The organism is Sphingobacterium sp. 18053 (genome assembly GCF_902706145.1).
In the GTDB taxonomy this organism is placed as follows: Bacteria; Bacteroidota; Bacteroidia; order Sphingobacteriales; family Sphingobacteriaceae; genus Sphingobacterium; species Sphingobacterium paramultivorum.
Genome location: NZ_CACSJW010000005.1, coordinates 479,601 through 503,804, shown reverse-complemented (window position 1 = coordinate 503,804; position 24,204 = coordinate 479,601). Strand labels below are relative to the sequence as shown.

Genomic DNA, 24,204 nt, shown 5'->3' with positions numbered 1-24,204 from the left:
TTGAAAATGAAAAATAAGATTTTATTGTTCTTTGTTATTCTTCTGACAGGCCATACTGTCTTTGGACAGGGCTTGAAGAAGAAACCTGCATCAACAAAAGAGACGGATAGAGCTTTTTGGCTTAAAGAAATGGATCATATGCTGCGTCCCGTCCTCCGCAGTCTGGCCCATGATAGCCTGCGGTTAACTATGCCACAAATGACTTCTATACACGTGGATAATAAGGAACAGCGCATCAAAGTACAATATGTTGAAGTCTTGGGAAGGGTATTGTCAGGCATAGCACCCTGGCTTTCCTTGGATGGCGGTTCGGCTGAAGAGATAAAGTTACGCGATCAATACAGAGCATGGACTGTTCAAGCACTTAAAAATGCTTTGGACAGCAATGCGCGTGATTTTATGCGTTTTGATCTCGGTGGTCAACAGCTTGTTGATGCCTCATTTATCGCTTTGGGATTTATGCGCAGTCCTTGGCTGTGGGATCATATCGACAATCAGACAAAAAAGAATTTGGTAGCATCCATAAAAATTACACGCCAATTTCGACCGGCTTATTCAAATTGGTTACTCTTTTCAGCAATGAATGAAGTTTTTTTAGCGAAATATTCGGATGATTGGGATGTGATGCGTGTTGATTATGCGCTGCAGCAATTGGAACAGTGGTATGTTGGAGATGGAATGTATATGGATGGTCCGCATTATGCATTTGATTACTATAATAGTTATGTTATCCATCCCTTCTTGGCCGGAATTATGGATTTCATACAGTTGAAAACTAAAAACTATGATGGGATGTTTGCAAAAATCAAGCTCCGAAATGAGCGCTATGCCATTATTCAGGAACGGTTGATCAATGCCGACGGTAGCTTTCCTCCGACAGGAAGGTCCATAATCTATCGCGCGGCAGCTTTCCATCATCTTGCAGATATGGCGTTCAAGAGACGACTCCCTAGGGAACTCAGCGAAGGACAGGTGAAGGCTGCCCTGTCTGCGGTATTGAAAAAATCGACCGAAAACCCAAATACGTATGAAAATGGCTGGCTGACACTGGGTATGTATGGTAATCAGCCGGGCTTGGGTGATCCATACAATAATCAGGGGAGCCCCTATTTATGTTCAGTAATTTTTTTGCCTTTGGGATTACCCGACGGAGATTCTTTTTGGACAAGTGAAGCTAGCGACTGGAGTGCACGGCGTATCTGGTCAGGACAGGACTGGCATAAAGATCAGGGTAAAGCCATTCAATAACCCCAAATTCCGGGAATAAGTCTCCTTTCAAAAGGATCTGGTGGGCTCAACAAATGTATAAAAAATTCAATGAAACAATATCTAAATCAACTAGTAAGAGTGGGGATGCTCATTTGCGCGTGTCTCTTGTTTATTTACAATGCACAAGGGCAGAAAATTAAGAATACGCTTGTCGGAAATGGCTGGGCAAAGAACACGGTCAACACAACCGTATTTCGTAAAAATTCATTAACCAGCAATGGTAAATACCAATATATCGCTTATTATGATGAAGCTGGATATGTAGTTTTAGGCCAGCGATTACTTTCTGGCAAGGTATGGAAGTTGCGACGTACCGGCTATACTGGGCATGTGAAGGATGCTCATAATGTGATTAGTATTATGGTGGATAAGGCTGGATATCTCCACGTTTGTTGGGATCAGCATGACAGCAAGTTGAGATATGCACGTACCCTTCACCCCAATAGTCTTGTGCTAGGTTATGAGCAAGCCATGCTGGGACAAAATGAATCAAAGGTAACCTACCCTGAATTCTTAAAGCTGCCTAGTGGCGAGTTACTGTTTTTATATCGTGACGGCGGATCCGGTCATGGTAATCTTGTGGTCAATAAGTACGATAGTAAGCAGCAAAAATGGGAGCGGATGCATAGCAATCTGATTGATGGCGAGGGACGGAGAAATGCCTATTGGCAAAGTTATGTGGATCGTCGGGGGACGATACATCTTTCTTGGGTCTGGCGGGAGAGTCCCAACGTGGAAAGCAATCATGATATGGCTTATGCATGTTCAAAAGATGGCGGATTAACCTGGCAAAAGAGTAATGGCATGCGGTACGATTTGCCCATGAAAGAATCTACGGTCGAGTATGCGGCCCATATACCCCAGCAGCACGAATTGATTAATCAAACCTCTATCGCTGCGGATGAAAAAGGGAATCCTTTTATCGCTAGTTACTGGCGTGATGCAGGAACACAGATCCCGCAATATAAGGTAATCTATTTACAAGAGGGTGAATGGAAGATCCGGTCTTTTGATTTTAGAAAAACACCTTTTAGTTTGAGTGGTGGTGGAACAAAGGATATTCCAATCGCCAGGCCCCAGGTGTTGGTTCGCGGAAAAGACAATAAAATAATGTTGACGCTGGTCTTTCGGGATCAGGAGCGCGGTTACCGACCTTCGATACTGAGGTTGAATGGCATGCATCAAGAGGCAAATGACATTATTGATCTTTGTGAGCAGTCCGTAGGGGCTTGGGAACCTACATATGATACCCAGTTGTGGCAAAAGAAACGTAAAGTTGCTTTATTTGTGCAGTCTACAGTGCAAAAGGATGCTGAGGGACTCGCTGATGCTCCCGCGACAGCAATACGGGTAGTAGAATGGCGTGATTGAGAAAGAGTATGGCTCGAAAATATCCGGGTAAAAAGATTGTCGTCTTAACAGGTTTTCTACATCGCTATTATTTGATAAGAGAGCTAGATAAGCTCAATAAAAACGATTTTGTACGCAACGAATTTTATCAATAACAATCATAATTACACGGAAGTATAGTGGATACAAATTCTTAATCCACTTTTAAGCTGTCGACCGGATTAGCTTTTGCAGCGGCTATTGCTCTGGTACATAGGGTTAGAATAGCAATTAACAGTGCGATGATCCCGGCAACTACAAGTATCCACCAGCTGACCGAAATGCGATAAGCGAACTCTTGCAGCCACTGGTTCATCAATAACCATCCGAGCGGCAGTGCAATCAACAGGGCTATACCGACCAGTTTAACCATATCAGAGCACAGAAGATAAACGAGGTTGCTTAATGTTGCACCTAATGTTTTGCGTATACCAATTTCTTTTATTCGCAATTGAATAGCAAATGTGATTACACCAAATAGTCCTAAACAGGCAATAACGATAGACAATAAGGCAAAAATTAATAGTATTTGACCCTGTTTTATTTCCGAATTGTATTGATGTTCAAAGGTCTTATCTAAAAATGTGTATTCTAAAGGATAATCGGGTACATATTTACTGTAAACTTTGTTTATATGCGAAATTGTATGCTCTACATTTGTCGATTTCATGCGAATATAAATATTGTCCATTTCCATTTTATTAGCTGGAAGTTCTAGGATAAGAGGCTCTATTTTGTGCTGAAGCGAATAAATATGAAAGTCGCCGACCACCCCGATAACAGATTTCAGGATGGATTTTCCAGTTGTGTCTCTTCCAAATTCGATCCTTTTACCTATAGCGTTTGTCCAGCCTTGTTTTTTTGCAAATGCTGCGTTTATAATGACAGAGGCGCTATCTGTTGGCATGGTACTGTCGAAATTTCTTCCCTTAACCAGTTGAATATGCATTGCTGGGATAAAATTAGGGTCAATTTTTAAGGTATTGGCGAGTGTAAAGTTGGGATCAATTTTTCCATTATTTTCAACATTGAAAGTTCCCACGCCAATGTCGTTTTTCCCAATTGGATTGCTGGCGAACGCTACTTCTGTGATATGGCTATCTTCAAGTAAGCTATTTCTGAGCTCGTCACCTTTATTGCGAGTGGATTCATTGTCCAGATGGAAAACCATGACCTGATTTTTGTCAAAACCCAGGTTTTTTGTCGTCATAAAATTCAATTGTAGAAAAATGACCATGGTGGATACAATAAGCAATACTGCGATTACAAATTGAAAAACCACAAGTGATTTTCTTAGTAGATGTTGGAATCCATGTGTTCCGATCTGATTTTTTAGCGAAGGAATAGTCTTTAGTCCAGCAAGTACTAAAGCTGGATAAATACCGGTAGTGAATACTAAAAATACGATAAATGGAAGTACAAACAGTAAGGTTTTCCCTATTCCAAAATGCCATAAATCCAATTGCTTACCGATCATTTGGTTTAGCCATGGAAGAAAAGTTGACGCCAGCAATATGCTTAACAATGCTGCACAAAAGATGATTAAAGACGTTTCAACAAGAAACTGCTTTGTTAGATTTAAAGTGCTGGATCCGATTACTTTTCGGACGGCAATTTCTCTCATCCTTATTGAAGCCTGCGCCGTCGTGATATTAATATAATTTACGATTGCAATTAAAAGTACTAATGCACCGACAATGGAAAAGATGTAAACATATTTGATATTGCTATTATTGCCAAGCTCATAACTTAGATTAGAATGCAGGTGGATATCCGTAATTGGTTGTAATTCGATTTTATAATCAAAATCGAGGTCCCGTCCATGAATATATTTTTTTACGATGTAAGGAAGTTTTTTTTGAAGTTGGGGCAAGTATGACTGATCTTTTAATAGTACATAAGTATAAAGGTAAAGTTGATTCCAATCAGGATTAAAGTCTTTTGAAAAGGAACGGATAGCTCTGAAGCTGAAATGTGTATTTTGAGGTACATTTTGTATAACAGCCGTGACAAGGCTGGGTTCAGATTTATTGAAATAAAGCGTTTTATTGACTGCTGTTTCTACGGATCCAAATAATTGCACGGCTAAGTCTTCTGTCAGTACAATAGACTGGGGATTAGCCAATGCCGTTGCAGGATTGCCAGCAAGAAAATTATAGTCAAATAGATTGAAGAAATTCTTGTCTGCGAGGAAGATTTCGTTGACTTTTGTTTGTTGATTATCAATGGTAATTATACCACCGCCCTCGATATCTAATCGGGTAGCTTCCTTTACGCCTGGAAATTCATCTTTAATAACATTTGCAAGGGGACCTGCAGTTCCTGTTATATCAAAGGAACCACCATCCCATTTTCCGTGGGAAACAACGCGATATATACGGTCTGCCTGCGTAAAATAACGATCATAACTCAATTCATCATTCACAAATAAGAGGATAATCCAGCATGCGGCTAGGCCCAACGATAATCCTAGTATATTGATTAAGGAGAAGATTTTGTTTCTGAACAATTTCCGCCAACCGACTTTTAAGTAATTATACATGATTTCCTAATTTTAATCTTAAAAATTCATTGCATTGCATATCATTTTTATTTCATGCAACATGCTTGAGATCAATTAGTTTTAATTGCATCAATAGTTTTGCCTAAGCTTTAAGTGTTTAGTATTCAGTGTTTTGATTGTTTTTGTAGCCGTATTAAATTGTTCGATTGTGAACAATACTGTTCGCTTGCGAACGGAGAATGATTACATAGTTAGCCAGCTCACATCTTATGGCTTCAATTCATCTTTTAGCCAGCATTTAATAGGGTGTACGCATGTGAACAATATCGCAATAAACTGTTCGCATCCGTACAGCTACTTTTTCTGAAAAAGATATGGAATATGCTTTAAAAGGTCATAGAAGCCGTTATTGAACTCACAGGACAACTGGTATAGTATTTGGCACGGAGCTAATAAAATTGATCTTAAGTTCTTTATGCATTTTGAAGTTCACCTTTTCATTTCAGTCATTCACCGAGTTTTACCCGTTGTTGATCTAAAGTCTGTGAGCAAGAAGCATCTAGAGTAGTAGTTTTGAATCAACAAATAAGAATAGAAAAAACTTACACGATAAAATAAAGATATTATGAAAATGCTAGTAAAAACAATCGCAGCAGCAGCCTTAATCGCAATTTCAACATGTGCTATGGCAGCTGAAGGTCCCGGATCAAAATCAGCAAAAACAAACGTTAACCTATCAACAGCAGACTTTGCTTTAGAGCACTATGTTGCTGTAATGACTGAAGGTGAATCGGCTGGTGTAGAACAATTGTTTGCTGAGGATTTTAATCAAAAGGTCCAAACGGCAAAACTGAAGTCAAATAGCCGTAGTGAAGTGGTTAAGTCCTTGAAAAAACAAAAAGGCGAAAAGCTCAACTGTACAGTGAGTACAGATGTACTTGAAGAATCAGCAGATTATATGGTGGCCAGGGTGACCTTGAAATTTGAGGATTTCAGCAAGACAGATCTAGTGACTTTTGTCCGTGAAGGAAATGACTGGAAAGTGTCCAAATCGATCAATTCGTATAAATAGGAGTCATTTTAATTCAATATATAAGTTGTAGGGCCACATCAGGAGATGTGGCTTTTTTTATGTTATTGTGGACAGTTCGTTTTTCTAACTCTAACTTACGAAACGTGCGCTAACATTCAGCATCGTTATACGTGAATTTGCTAATCATCATTTGCTTCTTTCGGGACAAGTGCTCACTTATGGCAGGAACCAAGTTATCTTATAGATACGTATTCCTTTGCTGTTTCTTTGCTTTTTTACCAACGAAACACCAATGAAACACCGAAGAAACACCGAAGAAACACCAAAGAAATAGCAGACGAAGCCCAAGCCAATCCCAAAGAAGACCCGAACAAAGAGCAAAGAAACACCAAAGAAACGGCAAAGAATCAGCAAGGAATAAGCATAGCTATTTCATTAAAAATTCTCTTTTTTAACTAAATCTTGACCAATAGTGGTGTATCAGTTAATTGAGTGAAATCAATGAAATACGACGAATATTCTTAAGTTTGCGGCATTAACCTGTATTATATTCAAAAAGTGATTCAATTTAGTTTAGACACTCGGTTGAAGTTCCCACTTTAATAGTTATAGCATAAAAAGCTTATTAATATCAAATGAACGCAAATAGATTATTGTTATTTTTATTATTGCTATCCGTCACATTGAAAGGCTATGCTCAAGAAGCATTTGAAGGGGAAATTATTTATCAAAATAGCTTTCAAAGTAAGAATTCAAGCGTCACTAGTGAACAAATGAAGATTCTTCTAGGTGATAAGCAAGAATATTTTATTAAATCGGGGAATTATAAATCGTGCACAAATGGTGTCGGTATAACAATACAGTTATATATTGGTGAAACCAATAGACTTTACAATAAGACGAGCCGATCCGACACACTTTATTGGTTTGATGCCGATGTGAAATCAGATGCAGTTATAAGTTATGAGCTCGTTAAGAATAAAGAGAAAATATTGGGGGAAGATTGTGATGCCTTGATTTTAAAGACGCAAGGTGGGCAGACAACCTATTTCTACACATCAAAGTACCCTGTTGATTTTACGAAGTATCAGATGCATAATTATGGAAACTGGAACTACTATTTATCAAAAGCCAAGTCTGTTCCATTGAAAATTGTGGTCGATAATGAGCAATTCAAAATGGAATCGGTAGCTCAAAAGATTGAAGCAAGGGAGCTTCCTGACGATTTTTTTGCAATATCAGTCGATACACCGATAAAGAAAACGAAATAAATCAACTTGGTCAGCAGACAGTAATCATTAATCTTTTGCTAGGCTTTTTATGCGGTGTGCGTATGCGAACAATCTATTTTGAAACTGTTCGTATGCGCACATTTTCTTTTTCGTAAAGAATCTTGAAAATGCCTTTAAATGTGCTGAGAGGCACAAATGTTCTTATTGTAGCCACTGGTATAGTATTTGGCATGCAGCAGCTAAGATGGTTGTTATATTCACCTTTACATTTCCGCCATTCACCGATATTCAAATATCGTTGGTCTAAAGTCCATAGGCCAGAGATATATTGAACTTTAGTTTTGGATCAACAAGTAAGGGTATATAGACTAACACAATAGAACAAAAAGATAGTATGAAAGCATTCGTAAAAACATTCACGGCAGCAGCTTTAATCTGCTTATCGTCAGTTGCCATGGCAGCTGAAAAACCAGTATCAAAACCAGAAAAAATTAGCATTAATCTTTCCACAGCAGACTTCGCTTTGCAGCATTATGTTGCTGTAACGACGGCTGGAGAATCTGTGGGTTTAGAGCAATTATTTGCGGAAGATTTCAGCCAAAGGATCCAGGCTTCCAATATACAGACCTACTACGGACGCCAGGCTTTGATTAAATCTTTAAAAAAACAGCAGGGAGAAATTCTGAACTGTAAAACGCATATCAAGATTGTCGAAAAATCCGCAAATTATATGATTGCAAAAATTGTATTGAAATTTGACAGCTTTAGCATGACTGACCTAGTGACTTTAGTTTATGAGAATGGCAGTTGGCAGGTATCCAAGTCAGTCCATTCCTATCAGTAAGAACCACTCTTTTATTTTTTCTTCTTGGCTCCATTATTGTATAAATTCAGTTGCCGATAGAGCAATGGAATAGCGTGTTTTGTTCTAAATCGTTGAAACGAAGCAACTATGAGGTGTAAATTACCGAATGTGCTTGGAATTCTTTAGTTTTGAATACACTAGTTAGGGATAACCCTATGTCTCCTCGGCAAAGGAACGTTTGGAACAATTCAGAAATACGGACGAACAATGATATTGAAAGAAAGAATCGGTCACAATTACCTGAAATACCTGTTTACTGGTACGCTCTCGGCTTTGCTGGTTACAGGTTATGCGCAGGAAGTGGGGAAACAACAGAAAGAAAAGAAAGAGAAACAACAGCAACAGCAACATAGTGTGCAAGGTGGCGGCGGAGAGGTTCAAACCATGGATTCCATTGATGTCGTACGCGACTACCGGCCTATGCTGGCCGATGCGGTCAAAGTACGCCGTAGTCCGGATATGACGCATATCAACCGCGATGCTATCGAGACGGAGCTGCGCCAAATTGCCACAGCCACCTATTTAGCACAACAAAAATATAAACAGGCCTATTATCACGAATTGATGAAACGGCACCCAGACGCTTCGCAAAGTAATATCGATAATTATCGCATCAGCTATCTGGCTTATGGCGCTGGCGAATACAAAAGAGCGAGCGGTATGCTGGAGGCCATAAAACCTTCGGATGCCTTTTATCAGGGGGCGATCATGACATTAGGCCATATCGCTCTGGAGACTGGCGACAAGCAAGCTGCACGAAATGCTTTTGTCAAAGCGACAAAACTGGATTTAGACCAGCAAGTGAAAGCCGATGCGCTATTTAACTATGCTAAAATCTTGTTTGCAATGGACTCCACCCAAGCGGCACAAAAAGTCCTCGAAAAATATATCGCCCAAGAAGTGAAACCTGTCGATCCGGGTTCAAAAAGAAAGGAAAGTGCCGAAACACTATCCGCTGAAATTCTACGTGGGACGACCAACTTCCATGCCGGTGTTAGTATGCTGGAATCGCTAAAAGAGCGCGGTCGGGAGGTCAATGCGATCTATCAAAAGGTAACCTACTACCGCGGACTGGAGTTTTATAACGAGCGCGCTTTCGAAAATAGCATATCCATGTTTATGCGATCTGAAAAGTTTCCGGTCAATGCTGAAATGGCCGCTCTTGCAACCTATTGGAAAGCAGAGGCCATGTATGAAGTGCGCAAATTTGGTGAAGCCGTAGAAAACTTCTCCCAGTTTCTGAGCCTGCCCGTCGCTCGGAATAGCGACCTGTATAATTATGCAAATTATGGGTTGGCGTATGCGGCTTACCGAAACAACCGTTTTGAACTGGCGGCCAATTATTTTGAACGTTTTTTGGCTGCTGGAGGAAATGCGGTGGATCAAAATATACGGTATGATGTCATTGCACGCCTAGGCGATTCGTATCTGTGTCTGCGCGATTACGGCCGGGCAAATAAGTACTATGATCAGCTGATCGACAGCAAAGCGCCCAATCAGGATTATGCCCTATTCCAGCGCGGTATCTTATTTGGTCTGCAAGGTAACAACGAAACCAAGCTCAGTACGCTGCGGTCCGTTTTGAAGCAATTTCCATCTTCGAACTATGCGGATGATGCGGCCTTTGAAATTCCCTATACTTATTTCACGATGGGTGATTATGGTCGTGCTATCGAAGGATTGCAAGCAATGGTCGAAAAGTACCCCCGTAGCAGTTATATTCCCCGCGCTTTAATGACCATAGGGCTCGTGCAGTACAATAACGATGAGCCCGAAGCGGCGAAAGCGACTTTTCAGAAGGTGGTGGAGAAATATACCCGAACTGCTGAAGCCGAGCAGGCCATGCGTTTCATCGAAAATATTTACCTCGATCAGGGGGATGCTTCAAGCTATATCCGTTATGCTGTCGGTACCAATGTCAGTAATCTGAGTCCTGCAGAGCTAGATAACATGGCTTTCCAGGCTGCGCAGTCGCTATTCGCCAGGGGAGAATACGGAGCGGCTGTAGAAGCGATCAATGCCTATTTTGATAAATTTCCAAAACCCAGACAAGAAAAATTTGCCCGTTACATCCGTGGGGTGAGTTCGTACCGCACTGGGCATCCACAGGAAGCACTACACGATCTGAATATCATATTGAACGACTGGACGAGCAAATATTCAGAGAATACCTTGCTGACGGTTGCTGCGCTATATCTGGATCTTAAAGAATACAATGAAGCCATTGTGCACCTCAAAAAATTGGAGCTCAACGAAGAATATAAAAAGAACTATGGCTATGCGGTAACGAACCTGATGGTGTGTTACTTCGAACTCGGCGATATGGAGCAAATGGCTAAGTACGTGAGCCTGGTCAAGAATTACAACGGAGCAACGGAGGAAGAAATAGCGAAAGCGCATCTGTATAGTGGAAAAGCCTTGCTGAAAGAAAAGAATGTAGCGTCTGCCATGAAAGAATTCAACCTGGCCGCGCTGAAGAGCCAATCGGCAGTCGGCGCAGAAGCGCGGTATCGTGTGGGGCAGCTACAGTATGATAACAAGGAATATGATAAAGCGCTGGAAACAGCCTTTGATGTAATCAACAATAGGGAAGCACAAGAATATTGGGTTGCCAAGAGCTTCCTATTGCTTGCTGATGCCTATGCGCGTAAAGGCAATGCTTTCCAGGCGAAGAGTACCTTGAAAAGTGTGATTGACAATTATGATAAAAACGATGATATCGTGCCCGCGGCGAAAGAGCGCTTACAGAAGTTGAAGTAATACTTCTGAAAATTTGGCATACGCCAGATGTGATAGCGTTTTTCATTTCTTTCGAATGAAGAGGATCGTATGGAACATGAACCTAAAAAGCCCGAGAACAATCGGGCTTTTTACATTAAGTAGACTGCTATAAATCTGATAAGAAACCTCCCTAATAATTATAAACGGTATAAATCCAAGAAGGAAGATCTGTTTCTTTATCACTTAGTCTCCATAAGTGAATGATTTTATTCACATCGTCCTTCATAGCGGATTAAATCCTAATTTTTGTACAAAAACGAACCTTTTTTGAACAAATCAATACCATAGCGGAAATCTGCTGTGGTTATTTTTGTGTCGTCCCATTTGATCAATTTGATTTAAAGAAGACCAATATAGCATAGACTACAATAACCAATAGACTTGAAAATATGTTCAAATACGAAATGATAAACAAACAGCTATTCTCAAATTGGATAATAAATTTTTTTTTAACGCTTTTATTGTGCACTTCTGGATTGCTTGGTTTTTCTCAAAAAAATGAAGGGAAAAGCGGTTCGGGCAACACCGGGTATATTTTATTAAAACCAAAATACGATGGTCATTCAGTCTTGCGCAATCCTTTAAATGGTTGGGTAATGTATGCTCCCCGTAATGCCGATGATACGTATTGGGATATCGAATATTTTGTGCCAGCATTGGATAAAAAGGTAAAGGTCATTGATTATGCTTCGGCATGTTATGTACGCACGAGCTGGTCTTCGCTGAATCCCAGTGACGGTGTTTATGCCTGGGATGATCCAAACTCTAAAATAGGAAAGCTCCTTAAAGGCGCACAAACGAGAGGGTTGCCCATAGCGCTCCGTATTGTGGTAGATGGTCGCGATCAAGGTCAAAATACACCGAAATTTGTGTTCGACCTCGGAGCCAAATATTATTTGGAAAATGAAAATCATCCCGATAGGCAAACACCTTATCCTCAGGATGCGGTATTTAGAAAATACTATACCAAATTTATCACAGCTTTGGCCAAGGAATTTAATGATCCTGAAAAGACCTCTTTTATTGATGCCTATGGCTTGGGGAAATGGGGCGAAGCACATTATGTTGTCTATGAAGATCCCAAAATGGCAACACCCGAAAGTACTGAAAAAATAAAGGAAGAAACCCTGGACTGGGTGACCAGTTTATATGTTAACACATTTACAAAAGTTCCTTTGGTTATCAACTACCATCGTCTGGTCGGTCATCCCGAAAGTTGGGGAGCAGTCAACCCAAATAGTGAACGCTTATTGGATAAAGCTATTGATAAGGGGTATAGCCTTCGCCAAGATGCTTTTGGCATGACTGGCTATTACCAGAATTGGGAAAAGGATTTTGCCAAGAAATGGAATTTTAAGCGTCCTATCATTATGGAAGGAGGCTGGATTATTGCCCCAGGTAAGCACCGTTATTGGACAGACCCCAGTGGAAAATATAGAGAAGGTCATGATGAGGATGTGAGGAAAGGTGAGTTCGACCTGTCGGCCGAAGCCCATGTCAATATGATGGACTTTAGAGCGGGGGGAGAAACTGAATCCTGGTTTAAGTCCTTTGATTTGGTTCAACGGTTTATTACAGAAGGGGGGTACCGTGTATATCCAGACCAAATCAACCTCCCTCAAGATATCAAGTCGGGAAAAGTAGCGCAAATCGCCCATCGTTGGCAGAATATGGGCTGGGGCTATTTACCTAATAATATTCCACAATGGAACTACAAATATAAAGTTGCTTTTGCACTGTTAGATGCCAAAGGGAATGTTAAAAAGATTTTTGTAGATCTTCAGAGTGAACCGTCTGCTTGGTTGAAAGGTGCTGCTGCGAGTTATAAAATAAATGCAAAAGTAGATCTACCTGCAGGGATATATAGCTGGGCAGTCGCCATTGTTGATACGACCAAGGAAAATAAGCCGGCAATTCAACTTGCCCTTGATGGAGATTTGACGGCTCAAGGTTGGACAAAGCTTTCGGCATTGCAGGTAAAATAGAAAATTTTATTAATAACTCACACCTATTATGATAAAGCTGATCAATCTATCTTTGATATTGTCCCTTTTTTTTAGCCTGATAACCTCCAACCTTCTTGCACAGCAAAATATGGCCAATGTGTATGGTAGGCGAGCTCAATCCTTAAATGGAAAGTGGAACGCTATTGTAGACTTATACGACCAGGGAAGAAAAAACCAAATCTATCTGAATAAAAAAGCCGAAAACAAGACTGATTTTTATGAATACGCTTTCGAGAATGGTCTCCGTTTAAATGTACCTTCAGATTGGAACAGTCAAATGCCTGAACTTAAATATTACGAAGGTACTATCTGGTATGGCCGCAAGTTCGATGTAGTGAAAGAAAATAACGAAAGGTTGTTCTTGTATTTTGCTGCGGTAAGTTACCGTTGTCGCATATATCTCAATGGACAAGAGATTGCACAACATGAAGGTGGTTTTACCCCCTTTCAGATTGAAATAACGGATGCAGCTAAAGAAAACGATAATTTTTTGGCAGTTGAGGTAAATAATAGCCGGCAGGTTGATGCCATTCCGGCAATGGCCTTTGATTGGTGGAACTATGGCGGTATCACCCGAGATGTCTTTTTGGTAAGCACGCCAAAAGTTTTTATCGATGATTATTTTGTTCAATTGGACAAAACCAAAGCCGATAAAATCAATGCGAAGGTCAAACTTTCGGAAACGATGGCCAATTCCTCGGTAACTATCGAAATACCGGAACTACAACTAAAACAAACGCTTAAAACAGATGCTCAGGGAGAAGTAAAAACTTCATTCCTATCGAGAAAAATCAAACGTTGGTCGCCCACTTCACCTAAACTGTATAACGTGAAGATTTCAACGCGCGACGATCAAATAGAAGAGGAAATAGGTTTTCGCAATATTTGGGTAAAAGGGGAAGATATCTTCCTGAATGGCGAAGCTATTTTTCTTAAGTCCATTTCATTTCATGAGGAAATACCTCAGCGCAGAGGTCGTGCTTTTTCACAGGCAGATGCAGTGATGCTGCTTTCAGAAGCGAAAGCTTTGGGCTGTAATATGATTCGTTTGGCACATTATCCACAAAATGAATATATCGTGAGAATGGCCGAAAAAATGGGTTTCTTGTTGTGGGAAGAAATTCCCATTTGGCAAGGCATCAATTTTGAAAATGAATCGACCAAAGAGAAAGCCGGTAAAATGATGCGGGAAATGGTTGCTCGAGACAAAAATCGTTGCGCACTCGCTTTTTGGGGCGTAGCCAATGAAACCCAACCATCCGAGCCTAGAAATGCTTTTATCAGGCATTTGATTGCTACATGCAGAGCCATTGACACGACCAGGCTTATAACCGCTGCTTTTGATCTTGTTCGTTTCAATAAGGAGAAGGAAACCTTTGTTATGGATGATCCTTTTACGAAAGAATTGGACGTCGTAGCTGTCAACAAATATTTAGGCTGGTACCATTCCTGGCCAGTTTCTCCTGATAAAGCAGTATGGGATGTGGCAAAAGGCCAGCCCTTAATTATTTCTGAATTTGGAGGCGAGGCGCTGTATGGCAAAACGGGCGAAAAGGATGTCGTCAGTTCATGGAGTGAAGATTACCAAGCGACTTTGTACAAAAACAACCTCGAAATGTTTAAGCATATTCCAAACCTGCGCGGAACTTCACCTTGGGTGCTATTTGATTTCCGTTCGCCGTTCCGTTTTCATCCGACCAACCAAGATGGCTGGAACCGCAAAGGATTGATCTCAGACCAAGGCTACCGAAAGAAAGCCTGGTTTCTGATGAAGCATTATTATGATAATAAATAAGACTTCAATTACGAAACCGAGCTTAAAGAGGAGTATCACAGTGACACTATTTTTTCGATGCCTACAAAAATAATATACTGAAAAGAATGAAAGCACCTAAACTATCGAAACACAAAATGGATGAATACAGGACAAGTATCTATAAATACTTTAAAATGATGTGCCTAATGGGGTTTTTCCTGCTGGCATCCTTGTTAAAGGCTCAAGATGCTATCGATTTATCAGGAACTTGGGGGTTCCAGACGGACGTGATGGATTTCCGTAGAGGATCGCTGTCCCCCCGCTATAATCATCTTTTGCAAGAAACAATTAAGCTTCCCGGTATTACCGATGATTATCAGATAGGATATAAAAATCCCTATAAATATATCGATCGCCTGACCCGAAAATACGAATACATGGGACCGGCATGGTACCAACGTGATATTGAAATCCCTGCCGAATGGAAAGGGAAAAAAATATTCCTATACTTTGAGCGTACCCACTGGTTGAGTTCAGTTTTTGTAGATACCAAGGAAGTCAGCAGTATTGATTATGTAAGTGTGCCCCACAACCACGATCTGAGCTCATTTGTAAAGCCCGGAAAGAAGCATCGCATGACCATTTGTATCGATAACCGGTTTCAGTATAATACACATAAATGGAACCATGCGCATACTGAATTTACGCAGATTAACTGGAACGGTATTCTAGGAGAAATAAAACTGCTGGCCATAGACCCAGTTTATCTGGAAGATCTTCAGGTATATCCAAATATAGCCGATCAGTCCATAAAAGTAAAATTACGGGTAAATAATGCGACCAAAAAACAGATAAAGGGCAAAGTGTCTTTCGTCATCGAGGGAACAAACTACAGTCTTAAGGATGAAGTTGCACTGGTAAGTACCGATTCGGTGACCTTCGTAGAGACCACTATTCCATTAGGTAAGCATATCAAATTGTGGGATGAGTTTAACCCAAACCTCTATCGTATAAATTGTCAACTGAATACCTCCGACGGCAAAAACAGCTACCGACATGAAAAAGCGACAACCTTTGGTATGCGTGAAGTAAAACAAGGAAAAAACCATGTACTGCTCAATAATCGTCCCATCCATTTAAGAGGCAATGTAGAAAATGCAGTGTTTCCAAAAACAGGCCATGCTCCGCTCGACGATGCCTCTTGGGAACGAATCATGGTGCTGATGAAGGCGTATGGCATGAACCATTTACGATTCCATTCATGGTGCCCGCCGGCGGCGGCCTTTCGCATGGCAGACAAACATGGAATATATTTTGAAGTGGAAATGCCTATGTGGGGCAAAGATGCCGAACCCGACGAGTCTAGATATAACTTCTTCCGTAGGGAAATTAAAGCTATTTTAAAAGAATATGGCAACCATCCTTCTTTTGTTCTGTACTGCAACGGAAATGAAATTACCGGGAATTTCGACTTTATCGAGGAGTTGACTGCCGAAGGCAGAAAAGCTGATCCCCGTCATCTTTACAGCGGTTCCACGGCACGAACACGCGTTAAATCAGATCAATATTACGTTTCCCAGCAAACCAATAAAGGGCCGGTGAAGGTGTACGAAGGTCTGCCCGGTACCGATTGGGACAAGAATTTGGAATCTGATGTAGATGTGCCCGTCATTTCACACGAGTCAGGACAACGCTGTATTTATCCAAATTTTGATGAAATAAAGAAATATGCCAACAGTCCCGTAGAGGCCCGCAATTTTGAAGTATTTAGCGATCTATTACAAAAAAATGGCATGTTGGACCAAGCAAAGGATTTCTTCAGAGCATCTGGTGCGTTAACCGTGCTGGAGTACAAAGCCGTGATCGAAGCTCTGTTGCGATCAGGTAAATCTGCCGGATTTCAGCTTTTGTCGATGAATGACTTTCCGGGACAAGGGTACGCGCCCGTGGGGATCTTCGATCCTTTCTGGGATTCGAAAGGATTGGTTACAGCAGAAAAATTCAGCGAGTTTTGCGCGCCAACGGTCGCTCTACTGCGCTACGATAAAAGCAGTTTTTTCAACACAGAAACATTTAGGGGAAAAGCCGAGGTATATAACTTTAGCAATTCTGCACTTGAAAATGCGAAAATTAAATGGTGGTTGACCGATACCGCTGGCAACGTATTGAAAAAGGGAACACTGAAAAAGCAAACCATTGCCAACGAAAATGTATCGCCGGTAGGTGAATTTGAGATTTCCCTAAAAAACATCAGCACCCAAAAAGTTACGGTTCATCTTGCGGTGAACGATAGCATTAAGAATAGCTGGGACATTTGGGTATATCCAAAGCATCAACATCTGATGCAGTCTACAGCTAATGTATTGTACACCGATGTCTACGATGATGTTGCAAAAAGGCAGTTGGCCCAGGGTAAAACCGTGGTTCTTTATCCTTCTCCAGACCAGGTGAAAGGTCGAAAGTCACTGTTTCACAATCATTTTTGGAACCCCATTATGTTTGCATGGGCACCGATGACCATCGGCAATCTGGTTCATCATAAGCAGGCCATGTTTAATGATTTTCTTACTTCATACCATACCGATTGGCAGTGGTGGGATATCCTGAACCATGCAAAAGTAATCGAAATGCAACATGCACCACAACAACTGCGTCCATTTATACAGGTCATCGACAGCTACGACAACAACCAGAAATTGGGTATAGGTTTCGAAGCCAAACTGCACGGCGGGAAATTGCTGGTACTGGCATTGGATACCAAAAATGATATGGATAACCGTCCCGCTACCCAACAATTGTTGTACAGTATCGATAATTATGTAAAAAGTGAGAAATTCTCGCCGCAAGTGGCCGTGGACGAAACTTTTATTCAATCATTTTTAGAGAAATAAGAAAGATTTACACAATGGTAAGAACAATGATATTATCTGTGATGACTGTTTTTTTGGGTCAGCCCCTCATGGCACAGGAAATTAGGTTAGAAGAGAAAGCGTCTGTAAACCAGGTTTATAATAAGGCTGTCGAGGCGGAAAATGCATTATCTTTGAATGATTTGGACATCGAATCGGGCTATGTACTTTATCAGACCGAGATAAACACTGATGCCGAAAGCGAAGAGCTGGAATTGGAAAACGTACGCGATTATGCCGTGGTCTATGTCGACGGTAAGGTACAGGGTAGCCTGACAGATAAGAGTAAAAAACTAGCCATCAAAACACATCCAGGCAAACACTTACTTCAATTTTATGTCGAGAATATTGGCCGGATCACTTACGGACCAGAAATTACAGATAATTCAAAAGGGATATTTGGCACCATTACTTTAGACGGAAACGACCTTCAAGACTGGAAAATGATCCCCTTAACGGTGCGTAATTATCCACTGAAGGATTTGGTTTTTGAACAAAGATCAGTTAATGACAGCCCCGGTTTTTACAAAGGTCAGTTCGAACACAATCTGTCCGGAAACAAGTATCTTAATATGACAGGATGGGGAATGGGCGAGGTATGGTTAAATCAAAAATATTTGGGATCTTACTGGGAGGAAGAAAAACAGCAGTCGATATTAATTCCTTCTACGGATTTAAAACCCGGAAAAAATGAACTTGTAATCTTCGAACTCAAAAATAATCAGCAAAAGAAGATAAGTTTGTCCCCAACGCCTGTTTTTAAGTAAATTGGTACTGTTGGCTTCGCATGGATCTGAACAGCTGAAAAAGAGCTAAGGCCAGAATTTCGACGAAGCTCATTGCCTAATAGTATGATAATCGAAGTTTATAGAACCACTGATCAACAATTAGCAGCAGGGTATTTTGATTGAACCTGGCACGCGTAAATCTTGGATAGAAATTTAAACAGCTTTAGTAGCATCGGTAAATGAATAAATACAGTCTGATAATTTGTTTCGTCGTTTTTTGGGGACAATGTGTTCTCGGTATCGATCTTTCGAGGTATAGGTTTCATCTGATGCCCGAAACTTCCTATTATGGCGGTATACAGAGCATCGCAAAAGATAGTTTAGGGCGTATTTGGTACACGGGGCCCGATGCGCTCTTCATGTACGATGGCAATAGTTTTTATCAGTTAAATGATATCGTCTCTGCGATCAAACCAACGCAAAAATGGGGTTATGGTTCTTTAATTCGGGATAAAAAGGGAAATCTGTTTCTAGCTTCTGGGCAAGGCTTATTAAAATTCGATTACGAACGGTTTTCTTTTCATGTCGTGGTTCCCGGAATGATCCGTTCGCTTTGTGTACATAGCGATGGTCAGGTTTACATGCTGTCAGACAATAGCATACTACGCTATAATCCGCAAAATAAACAGACAGAAAGCTTTTTATTGCCCAAAAACAAGTCTTTCCAAAATATATTGAGTGCTAAAGATCAGGTGTTTCTAAGCCAAGGGGCTGTCGTGTATCAAGTTGAAATGACGAAAAAACGCCTAATCCAGTTTGCGGATTTTGGTAGTACGACAAATCAGGTGAACGATGCGGTCGCGTACGGGGGGGGATATTACTTTTTAACACAACGAGGGGGAATCCATGTAACAGATTTAACAGGTAACTTAAAACAGAAGATCCCAGTAAGCATAATGGGAAATTCAGCCGTGTTAACCAAAAAATTATATTTGGACCAAACCGGGGTGATCTGGGTGGCTACGCAAGCTGGATTGTATCTTTATGATCCATCCAATGAAAGCAGCAGCACCTTGCAAATGAACTTGAACGATGCTTATTCATTACCGAATAACTCGATATGGACAATTTATCCGGATCCGGACCAAGGGGCCTGGATAGGTACTTACGGTGGTAAAATAGCTTATAGCTCGCTTTACGATTCCCGAGTACGTTACTTCAAGCCCAGCCCAGGGGGACTCAATCACCCCATAGTCAGTAGTTTTCAGGAAGATCATCTGGGAAATATATGGATCGGTACCGAGGGGGGGAGCCTGAATTACTGGAATAGAAAAAAGGATCAGTTTAACCGTCCAGAAAAATCGCAGGGTAGTTCGTCAAGTCCCCATATGATTAAACGCCTGAAATTTGACCTAACGAGCAAAAAACTGTTGATTTCAGCCTATAACGGCGGTATTGGCAGTTATGATGTGGACAGTCAGCATTTCAGCAGTTTCAATTTCCGCTCTCCGGAGAGCCAGCAACCACTCACCGTTTATGATTTTGTAAACGATAAGGAAGGCACCTGGTGGATGACAGATCCCGATAAATCATTTTTATATCGCAAGAAGCCGCTAGGTCCTATAGAGATGGTGAGCGTCCTTGATGCGCAGGGCAAAAAAATGAAACTCGAAGTCGAAGCATTATATGTGAATAATCAAGATCAGCTCTGTTTAATTAGCCATCAAGGATTTTTTGTTGTAAATCCCCATACGTTAAAGGTATTGAAACACTACGCGCTCAAAGATGCTTCCTATTCAGCAAATTACCTGTGTAGTTATACAGTGACTTCAAATGGCGAAGTATGGTTGGGGACATTGGGTAAAGGCGTAAATGTACTCAAAAGAGATGGGACATATGTCAACTATAGTGTAAGTAACGGATTCCCGGCGAAAATGGTATTTGGCATATTAGAAGATGTTGCCACGAAAAATATCTGGTTAAGTACCAGTGATGGTCTTTTTTGTTTCAATTGGAAATCCAGTAAATTTGAGAAAGCCAGATTTTATCAGGAAAATAACATTGGTTCATTTTATATTCATGCCGCTTACAAAACTTCCAGGGGTGAAATGCTGTTTGGTGGTACCAATGGATTTCTACTTTTCGATCCGGCGTACCTCAATAAAAATCTGCAAAAACCCAAAGTTTTTTTTACAGGATTTCTGGTCAACAATAAACTCGTGAAACCAGCGGATGGCTCATCAGTTTTAACGAAAGACATTGGCAGTCTTTCCAATCAAAAAGAAGACAAGATAAGGCTCTCCAGTAGCCAGTCCAATGTAGAAATTAAGTTTTCGGCAAATAGTTATCTATCCGCAGAGAAGAACCAGTTCGCTTACCGGATGTTGGGGCTTGGTGAAGACTGGCAAATCAGTCATGCCAACCAGAAATCTGTACAGTTTCTCAACCTTTCGGGCGGAGATTATATCTTTGAAATCAAGGCTTCCAACAATGATGGGCTATGGGGCGATCAAATATCACGATTATACATCCATGTCGATCCACCATTTTTCTTGTCCTGGTGGGCATATTGCTGCTATGCAGCACTTGTTTTTGCTCTGCTCTTTTTCATAATGAGATATTACAGCAATAAAAGAGTGTTTAAAGAGCGATTAGCACTCGAGCGTTTAAAAGAACAGAATATGCAAGAGCTGAACCAGGCGCGTACCGACTTCTTTACCAATATCTCACACGATTTAAAAACACCGCTAACCTTGGTTTTACAGCCGCTTAAGCAACTCAAAGACACTATTGTATCCAACGATACGGCTTTGGTATACATGGATTTAATAGAAAAAAATGTATCCAGAATACAGCGGATGATTAGCCAATTGCTGCGCTTTCGCGAAATAGAAAGCCAAAAAATTACGCTCAATCCGCAGGTTGGTGATTTTATCAATTTTGTAAGGGATATATTTAGCCTGTTTGAGCTCTATGCCAATAAAAAAGGTGTTGAAACCAATATTTCCGCGTACAAGGACAATTTATATGTTGCCTTTGATTACGATGTTATCGAAAAAATATTGACTAATCTGTTCTCCAATGCCCTAAAATATACACCAGATAATGGGTATGTGGGCGTACGTATCTATAGTGCAACAGCAGAAGAAAAAGAACGGTTTCCTTCGTTAAATCCGAAGGAAGTCGAATACATCTCCATTGAAGTTATAAATACCGGTGATTGTTTTTCTGAAGAACAGATCGCGACACTTTACACTTCTTTCAACCGCTTATCTTCTCATCGGCCAACTTTTGAAGAAAGTTCAGGACTTGGACTTGCTATTGTGAAAGAACTGGTAGATGTGCTTGAGGGTAAAATATGGATGGTCAATAAGACCGATAAAATTTCATTTAACCTTTCACTACCGTTAAGGAAACAGGCCGGGGCAGGGGACATGCAGCCTAACGTGTATGATTACACCGTTTCTGAAATCGACGATATTATCACGCAGGATACTGCAGCCCCAGAAACAGGATCGATCCCTATAAAAAAGACAGATAATATCCTGCTCATTGAAGATGACCAACAACTGCGTGTTTACCTGGAGCAGCGTCTGGCCGAAAAATATAATGTATATACAGCAAGTGACGGCGAAGAGGGCTTAATTAAAGCCGAAAAAATTTATCCGCAACTTATTATTACCGATTTGATCATGCCAAATCGCAATGGCTTGGAAGTATGCCGTAGCCTTAGACAAAATTTTAAGACGAGCCATATTCCTATTATTATGATTTCGGGTACGGGAGATGACAACCAGCATAAAATAAAAGCATTGGAATATGGCGCTAATGTGTTTATTGATAAACCGTTTCATGTCGACTACCTGTTGCAACAGACGGAAACCATTCTAAGAAATCAGCGGGAACTAAAAGAAAAATACAGCAAACACATTCAGGTAGATCCCTCCAATGTAACCGTTACCTCCATGGACGAGGAACTGCTGATTAAGGCCATTCAGGTAATTGAAGAAAATATTGACAATGCCAGTTATTCCGTAGAAGATTTTGTGGCTGATATGAACGTAGGCAGAACCATTCTTTATCAAAAAATACATGATATTGTGGGAATGTCCATCAAAGAATTTATTTTGAATATGCGGCTGAAAAGAAGTGCTTATCTGTTAGAAAAATCGGATTTGACGATAGCGGAAGTTGCTTACCAAACCGGGTTTAACAATGCCAAATACTTTAGCGTCTGTTTCAAAAAACAGTTTGAACTGAGCCCTTCAGAGTTTAAGAAAAAGGTTTCGAGTGGAAAGAAATAAAAATACAGCCAATAGTTGACCGATATACCCTTTCAGATAGGTGAAAGGCCATTCTATATTTTTGAAATACTAACGATCATGAAAATGACAATTTTTAGAAAAACGCTTCTGCTTACATATTGCTTTTGCTTGTTTAACGTAATTTATCTGACAGCGGCTGTCGCCCAAAAGGTAGATGAGACTTCGATCAGCCCCAATAAATACAAGAGTGGTTCCCAGTCAGAACGTATACAAAAAGCCATAAATGAAGCAAAAAAGTCGACTGGGAAAGTAGTGATCCCTAAATACGATGCGGTAACAAAAAAAAGTGTCTGGCTCATCGATCAGGCCATTTTGCTTCCGGGCGATTTTGAACTTGAATTGAATAACTGTACCATTAAGCTATCGGATAAATGCCGGGATAATTTTATTCGTTCGGCAAATGCAGGGCTGGCAATTAAAGATATAGCACCCACAAAGAATATCCGGATTATTGGAAAAGGAAATGTTCTTTTAGAAGGAGCTGATCATCCCAGAGCTACCGGTGACCATAATAAAATCTTGTCCTTAAATCCCAGCGGATTTGGAGAATCTTATGGTACAGATGCAGGTAAGCCCGGAGAGAACCAAAAAGGTGGATGGAGGAACCACGCCATTATATTGGCGCACACTGATGTATTTGAAGTTAGCGGCATTACATTAAAGGATTATCATGGGCATGGACTGGTATTGGAACGCTGTACAAACGGTAAGGTAAGCGATATTACTTTTAACGTAAGGCAGGCAGTAACTGTTGATGGAGTAGACAAACAGATTTTGAACCAAGACGGCATGGGCATACGTTTTGGCTGTAAAAATATTATTATTGCGAATTGCAAAGGTAAAAGCGGCGACGACTTTATTAATATAGGGTTGACAGATACCGGAGTGGGAGCAGGTGAAGAAAATGTAAATGTGGTAAGTGGTTCGATTTATAGGGGCGAAATCGACAACATTTCAACTATTTATCTCCAGAACTGGCAGGACTTCTATTCAATTTCACACCGATCCATACGGATTATGCCTGTGGGTAAACTTCGTATAAGTCATGTTTTTATCGAGAATATGGTCATCAGTCCGCTAGCAAAACAAGGTTTGGTGGTCGAGTATGGCGAGCATGTGCAGGGCTTATTTGTACGAAATTTAATCAGTCATCAACCTATAAAAGCCAAAGGTATCTCGCAGGCCAGTTTCCGCGATATCATTTATAAAGGTCGGGGTGAAGCTATCGATGTGCAACCAAGCGATACCGTTATCCTAGATCATCTAATGCGTATAAAAAACGAATAATAAAGCGCTTCTAACCTCCATTTTACAGCGAAAAACACATCTTTTTGCCTTTTGTACAAAATCAAACCATTTTCGTACAAAAACGAACCCTACGAATTGGTGATGATTATAGTTTTGTCTT

At 40.7% G+C, this 24,204-nt stretch carries 13 protein-coding genes; 12 read left to right on the top strand and 1 reads right to left on the bottom strand.

Annotated features, from left to right (window positions below):
- The first annotated feature begins 6 nt into the window (after positions 1-6).
- Both GVK91_RS14585 and GVK91_RS14580 read left to right on the top strand, forming a co-directional pair.
- Positions 7-1,248, top strand: a complete 1,242-nt coding sequence (locus GVK91_RS14585; protein ID WP_159729641.1) for a DUF2264 domain-containing protein — start codon at positions 7-9, stop codon at positions 1,246-1,248.
- 69 nt (positions 1,249-1,317) lie between these two features.
- Complete coding sequence (locus tag GVK91_RS14580; RefSeq protein WP_159729639.1) at positions 1,318-2,640, top strand: BNR repeat-containing protein; 1,323 nt, start codon at positions 1,318-1,320, stop codon at positions 2,638-2,640.
- A 172-nt stretch (positions 2,641-2,812) separates the two neighbouring features.
- Here the strand turns inward: GVK91_RS14580 and GVK91_RS14575 are convergent, their stop codons facing one another.
- On the bottom strand, positions 2,813-5,200 hold the full coding sequence (locus tag GVK91_RS14575; protein WP_159729637.1) for an ABC transporter permease: 2,388 nt from the start codon (positions 5,198-5,200) through the stop codon (positions 2,813-2,815).
- Between the two features lie 586 nt (positions 5,201-5,786).
- On the opposite strand from GVK91_RS14575, the gene GVK91_RS14570 reads away from it, so the two are divergent.
- The 10 genes from GVK91_RS14570 (at position 5,787) to GVK91_RS14525 (ending at position 24,083) form a co-directional block, all read left to right on the top strand.
- Positions 5,787-6,233 (top strand): nuclear transport factor 2 family protein, encoded by a 447-nt coding sequence (locus tag GVK91_RS14570; RefSeq protein WP_159729635.1) that lies wholly within the window; start codon positions 5,787-5,789, stop codon positions 6,231-6,233.
- A 596-nt stretch (positions 6,234-6,829) separates the two neighbouring features.
- On the top strand, positions 6,830-7,465 hold the full coding sequence (locus GVK91_RS14565; RefSeq protein WP_159729633.1) for a hypothetical protein: 636 nt from the start codon (positions 6,830-6,832) through the stop codon (positions 7,463-7,465).
- A 355-nt stretch (positions 7,466-7,820) separates the two neighbouring features.
- Complete coding sequence (locus tag GVK91_RS14560) at positions 7,821-8,270, top strand: nuclear transport factor 2 family protein (protein WP_159729631.1); 450 nt, start codon at positions 7,821-7,823, stop codon at positions 8,268-8,270.
- Positions 8,271-8,498: 228 nt separating this feature from the next.
- Positions 8,499-11,051, top strand: a complete 2,553-nt coding sequence (locus GVK91_RS14555; protein WP_159729629.1) for a tetratricopeptide repeat protein — start codon at positions 8,499-8,501, stop codon at positions 11,049-11,051.
- Between the two features lie 482 nt (positions 11,052-11,533).
- The gene (locus GVK91_RS14550; RefSeq protein ID WP_200845624.1) at positions 11,534-13,057 is read left to right on the top strand and encodes a DUF4832 domain-containing protein; all 1,524 of its coding nucleotides are present in this window, start codon (positions 11,534-11,536) and stop codon (positions 13,055-13,057) included.
- Between the two features lie 28 nt (positions 13,058-13,085).
- The gene (locus tag GVK91_RS14545) at positions 13,086-14,873 is read left to right on the top strand and encodes a glycoside hydrolase family 2 protein (RefSeq protein WP_159729627.1); all 1,788 of its coding nucleotides are present in this window, start codon (positions 13,086-13,088) and stop codon (positions 14,871-14,873) included.
- An 86-nt stretch (positions 14,874-14,959) separates the two neighbouring features.
- The gene (locus GVK91_RS14540; protein ID WP_228280027.1) at positions 14,960-17,725 is read left to right on the top strand and encodes a sugar-binding domain-containing protein; all 2,766 of its coding nucleotides are present in this window, start codon (positions 14,960-14,962) and stop codon (positions 17,723-17,725) included.
- 14 nt (positions 17,726-17,739) lie between these two features.
- Positions 17,740-18,510 carry a hypothetical protein gene (locus GVK91_RS14535; protein ID WP_159729625.1) on the top strand — a complete coding sequence of 257 codons (771 nt, stop codon included), beginning with the start codon at positions 17,740-17,742 and terminating at the stop codon, positions 18,508-18,510.
- Positions 18,511-18,710: 200 nt separating this feature from the next.
- On the top strand, positions 18,711-22,775 hold the full coding sequence (locus tag GVK91_RS14530; protein WP_200845623.1) for a hybrid sensor histidine kinase/response regulator transcription factor: 4,065 nt from the start codon (positions 18,711-18,713) through the stop codon (positions 22,773-22,775).
- Positions 22,776-22,853: 78 nt separating this feature from the next.
- On the top strand, positions 22,854-24,083 hold the full coding sequence (locus tag GVK91_RS14525; RefSeq protein ID WP_159729623.1) for a glycosyl hydrolase family 28 protein: 1,230 nt from the start codon (positions 22,854-22,856) through the stop codon (positions 24,081-24,083).
- Positions 24,084-24,204: the final 121 nt, after the last annotated feature.

Bases quoted from the DNA above. Each gene is read 5' to 3' on its own strand.
- GVK91_RS14525 (WP_159729623.1), top strand. From the start codon at position 22,854: ATGAAAATGACAATTTTTAGAAAAACGCTTCTGCTTACATATTGCTTT.
- GVK91_RS14575 (WP_159729637.1), bottom strand. From the start codon at position 5,200: ATGTATAATTACTTAAAAGTCGGTTGGCGGAAATTGTTCAGAAACAAA.
- GVK91_RS14535 (WP_159729625.1), top strand. From the start codon at position 17,740: ATGGTAAGAACAATGATATTATCTGTGATGACTGTTTTTTTGGGTCAG.
- GVK91_RS14580 (WP_159729639.1), top strand. From the start codon at position 1,318: ATGAAACAATATCTAAATCAACTAGTAAGAGTGGGGATGCTCATTTGC.
- GVK91_RS14555 (WP_159729629.1), top strand. From the start codon at position 8,499: ATGATATTGAAAGAAAGAATCGGTCACAATTACCTGAAATACCTGTTT.
- GVK91_RS14530 (WP_200845623.1), top strand. From the start codon at position 18,711: ATGAATAAATACAGTCTGATAATTTGTTTCGTCGTTTTTTGGGGACAA.
- GVK91_RS14565 (WP_159729633.1), top strand. From the start codon at position 6,830: ATGAACGCAAATAGATTATTGTTATTTTTATTATTGCTATCCGTCACA.
- GVK91_RS14570 (WP_159729635.1), top strand. From the start codon at position 5,787: ATGAAAATGCTAGTAAAAACAATCGCAGCAGCAGCCTTAATCGCAATT.
- GVK91_RS14585 (WP_159729641.1), top strand. From the start codon at position 7: ATGAAAAATAAGATTTTATTGTTCTTTGTTATTCTTCTGACAGGCCAT.
- GVK91_RS14545 (WP_159729627.1), top strand. From the start codon at position 13,086: ATGATAAAGCTGATCAATCTATCTTTGATATTGTCCCTTTTTTTTAGC.
- GVK91_RS14540 (WP_228280027.1), top strand. From the start codon at position 14,960: ATGAAAGCACCTAAACTATCGAAACACAAAATGGATGAATACAGGACA.
- GVK91_RS14560 (WP_159729631.1), top strand. From the start codon at position 7,821: ATGAAAGCATTCGTAAAAACATTCACGGCAGCAGCTTTAATCTGCTTA.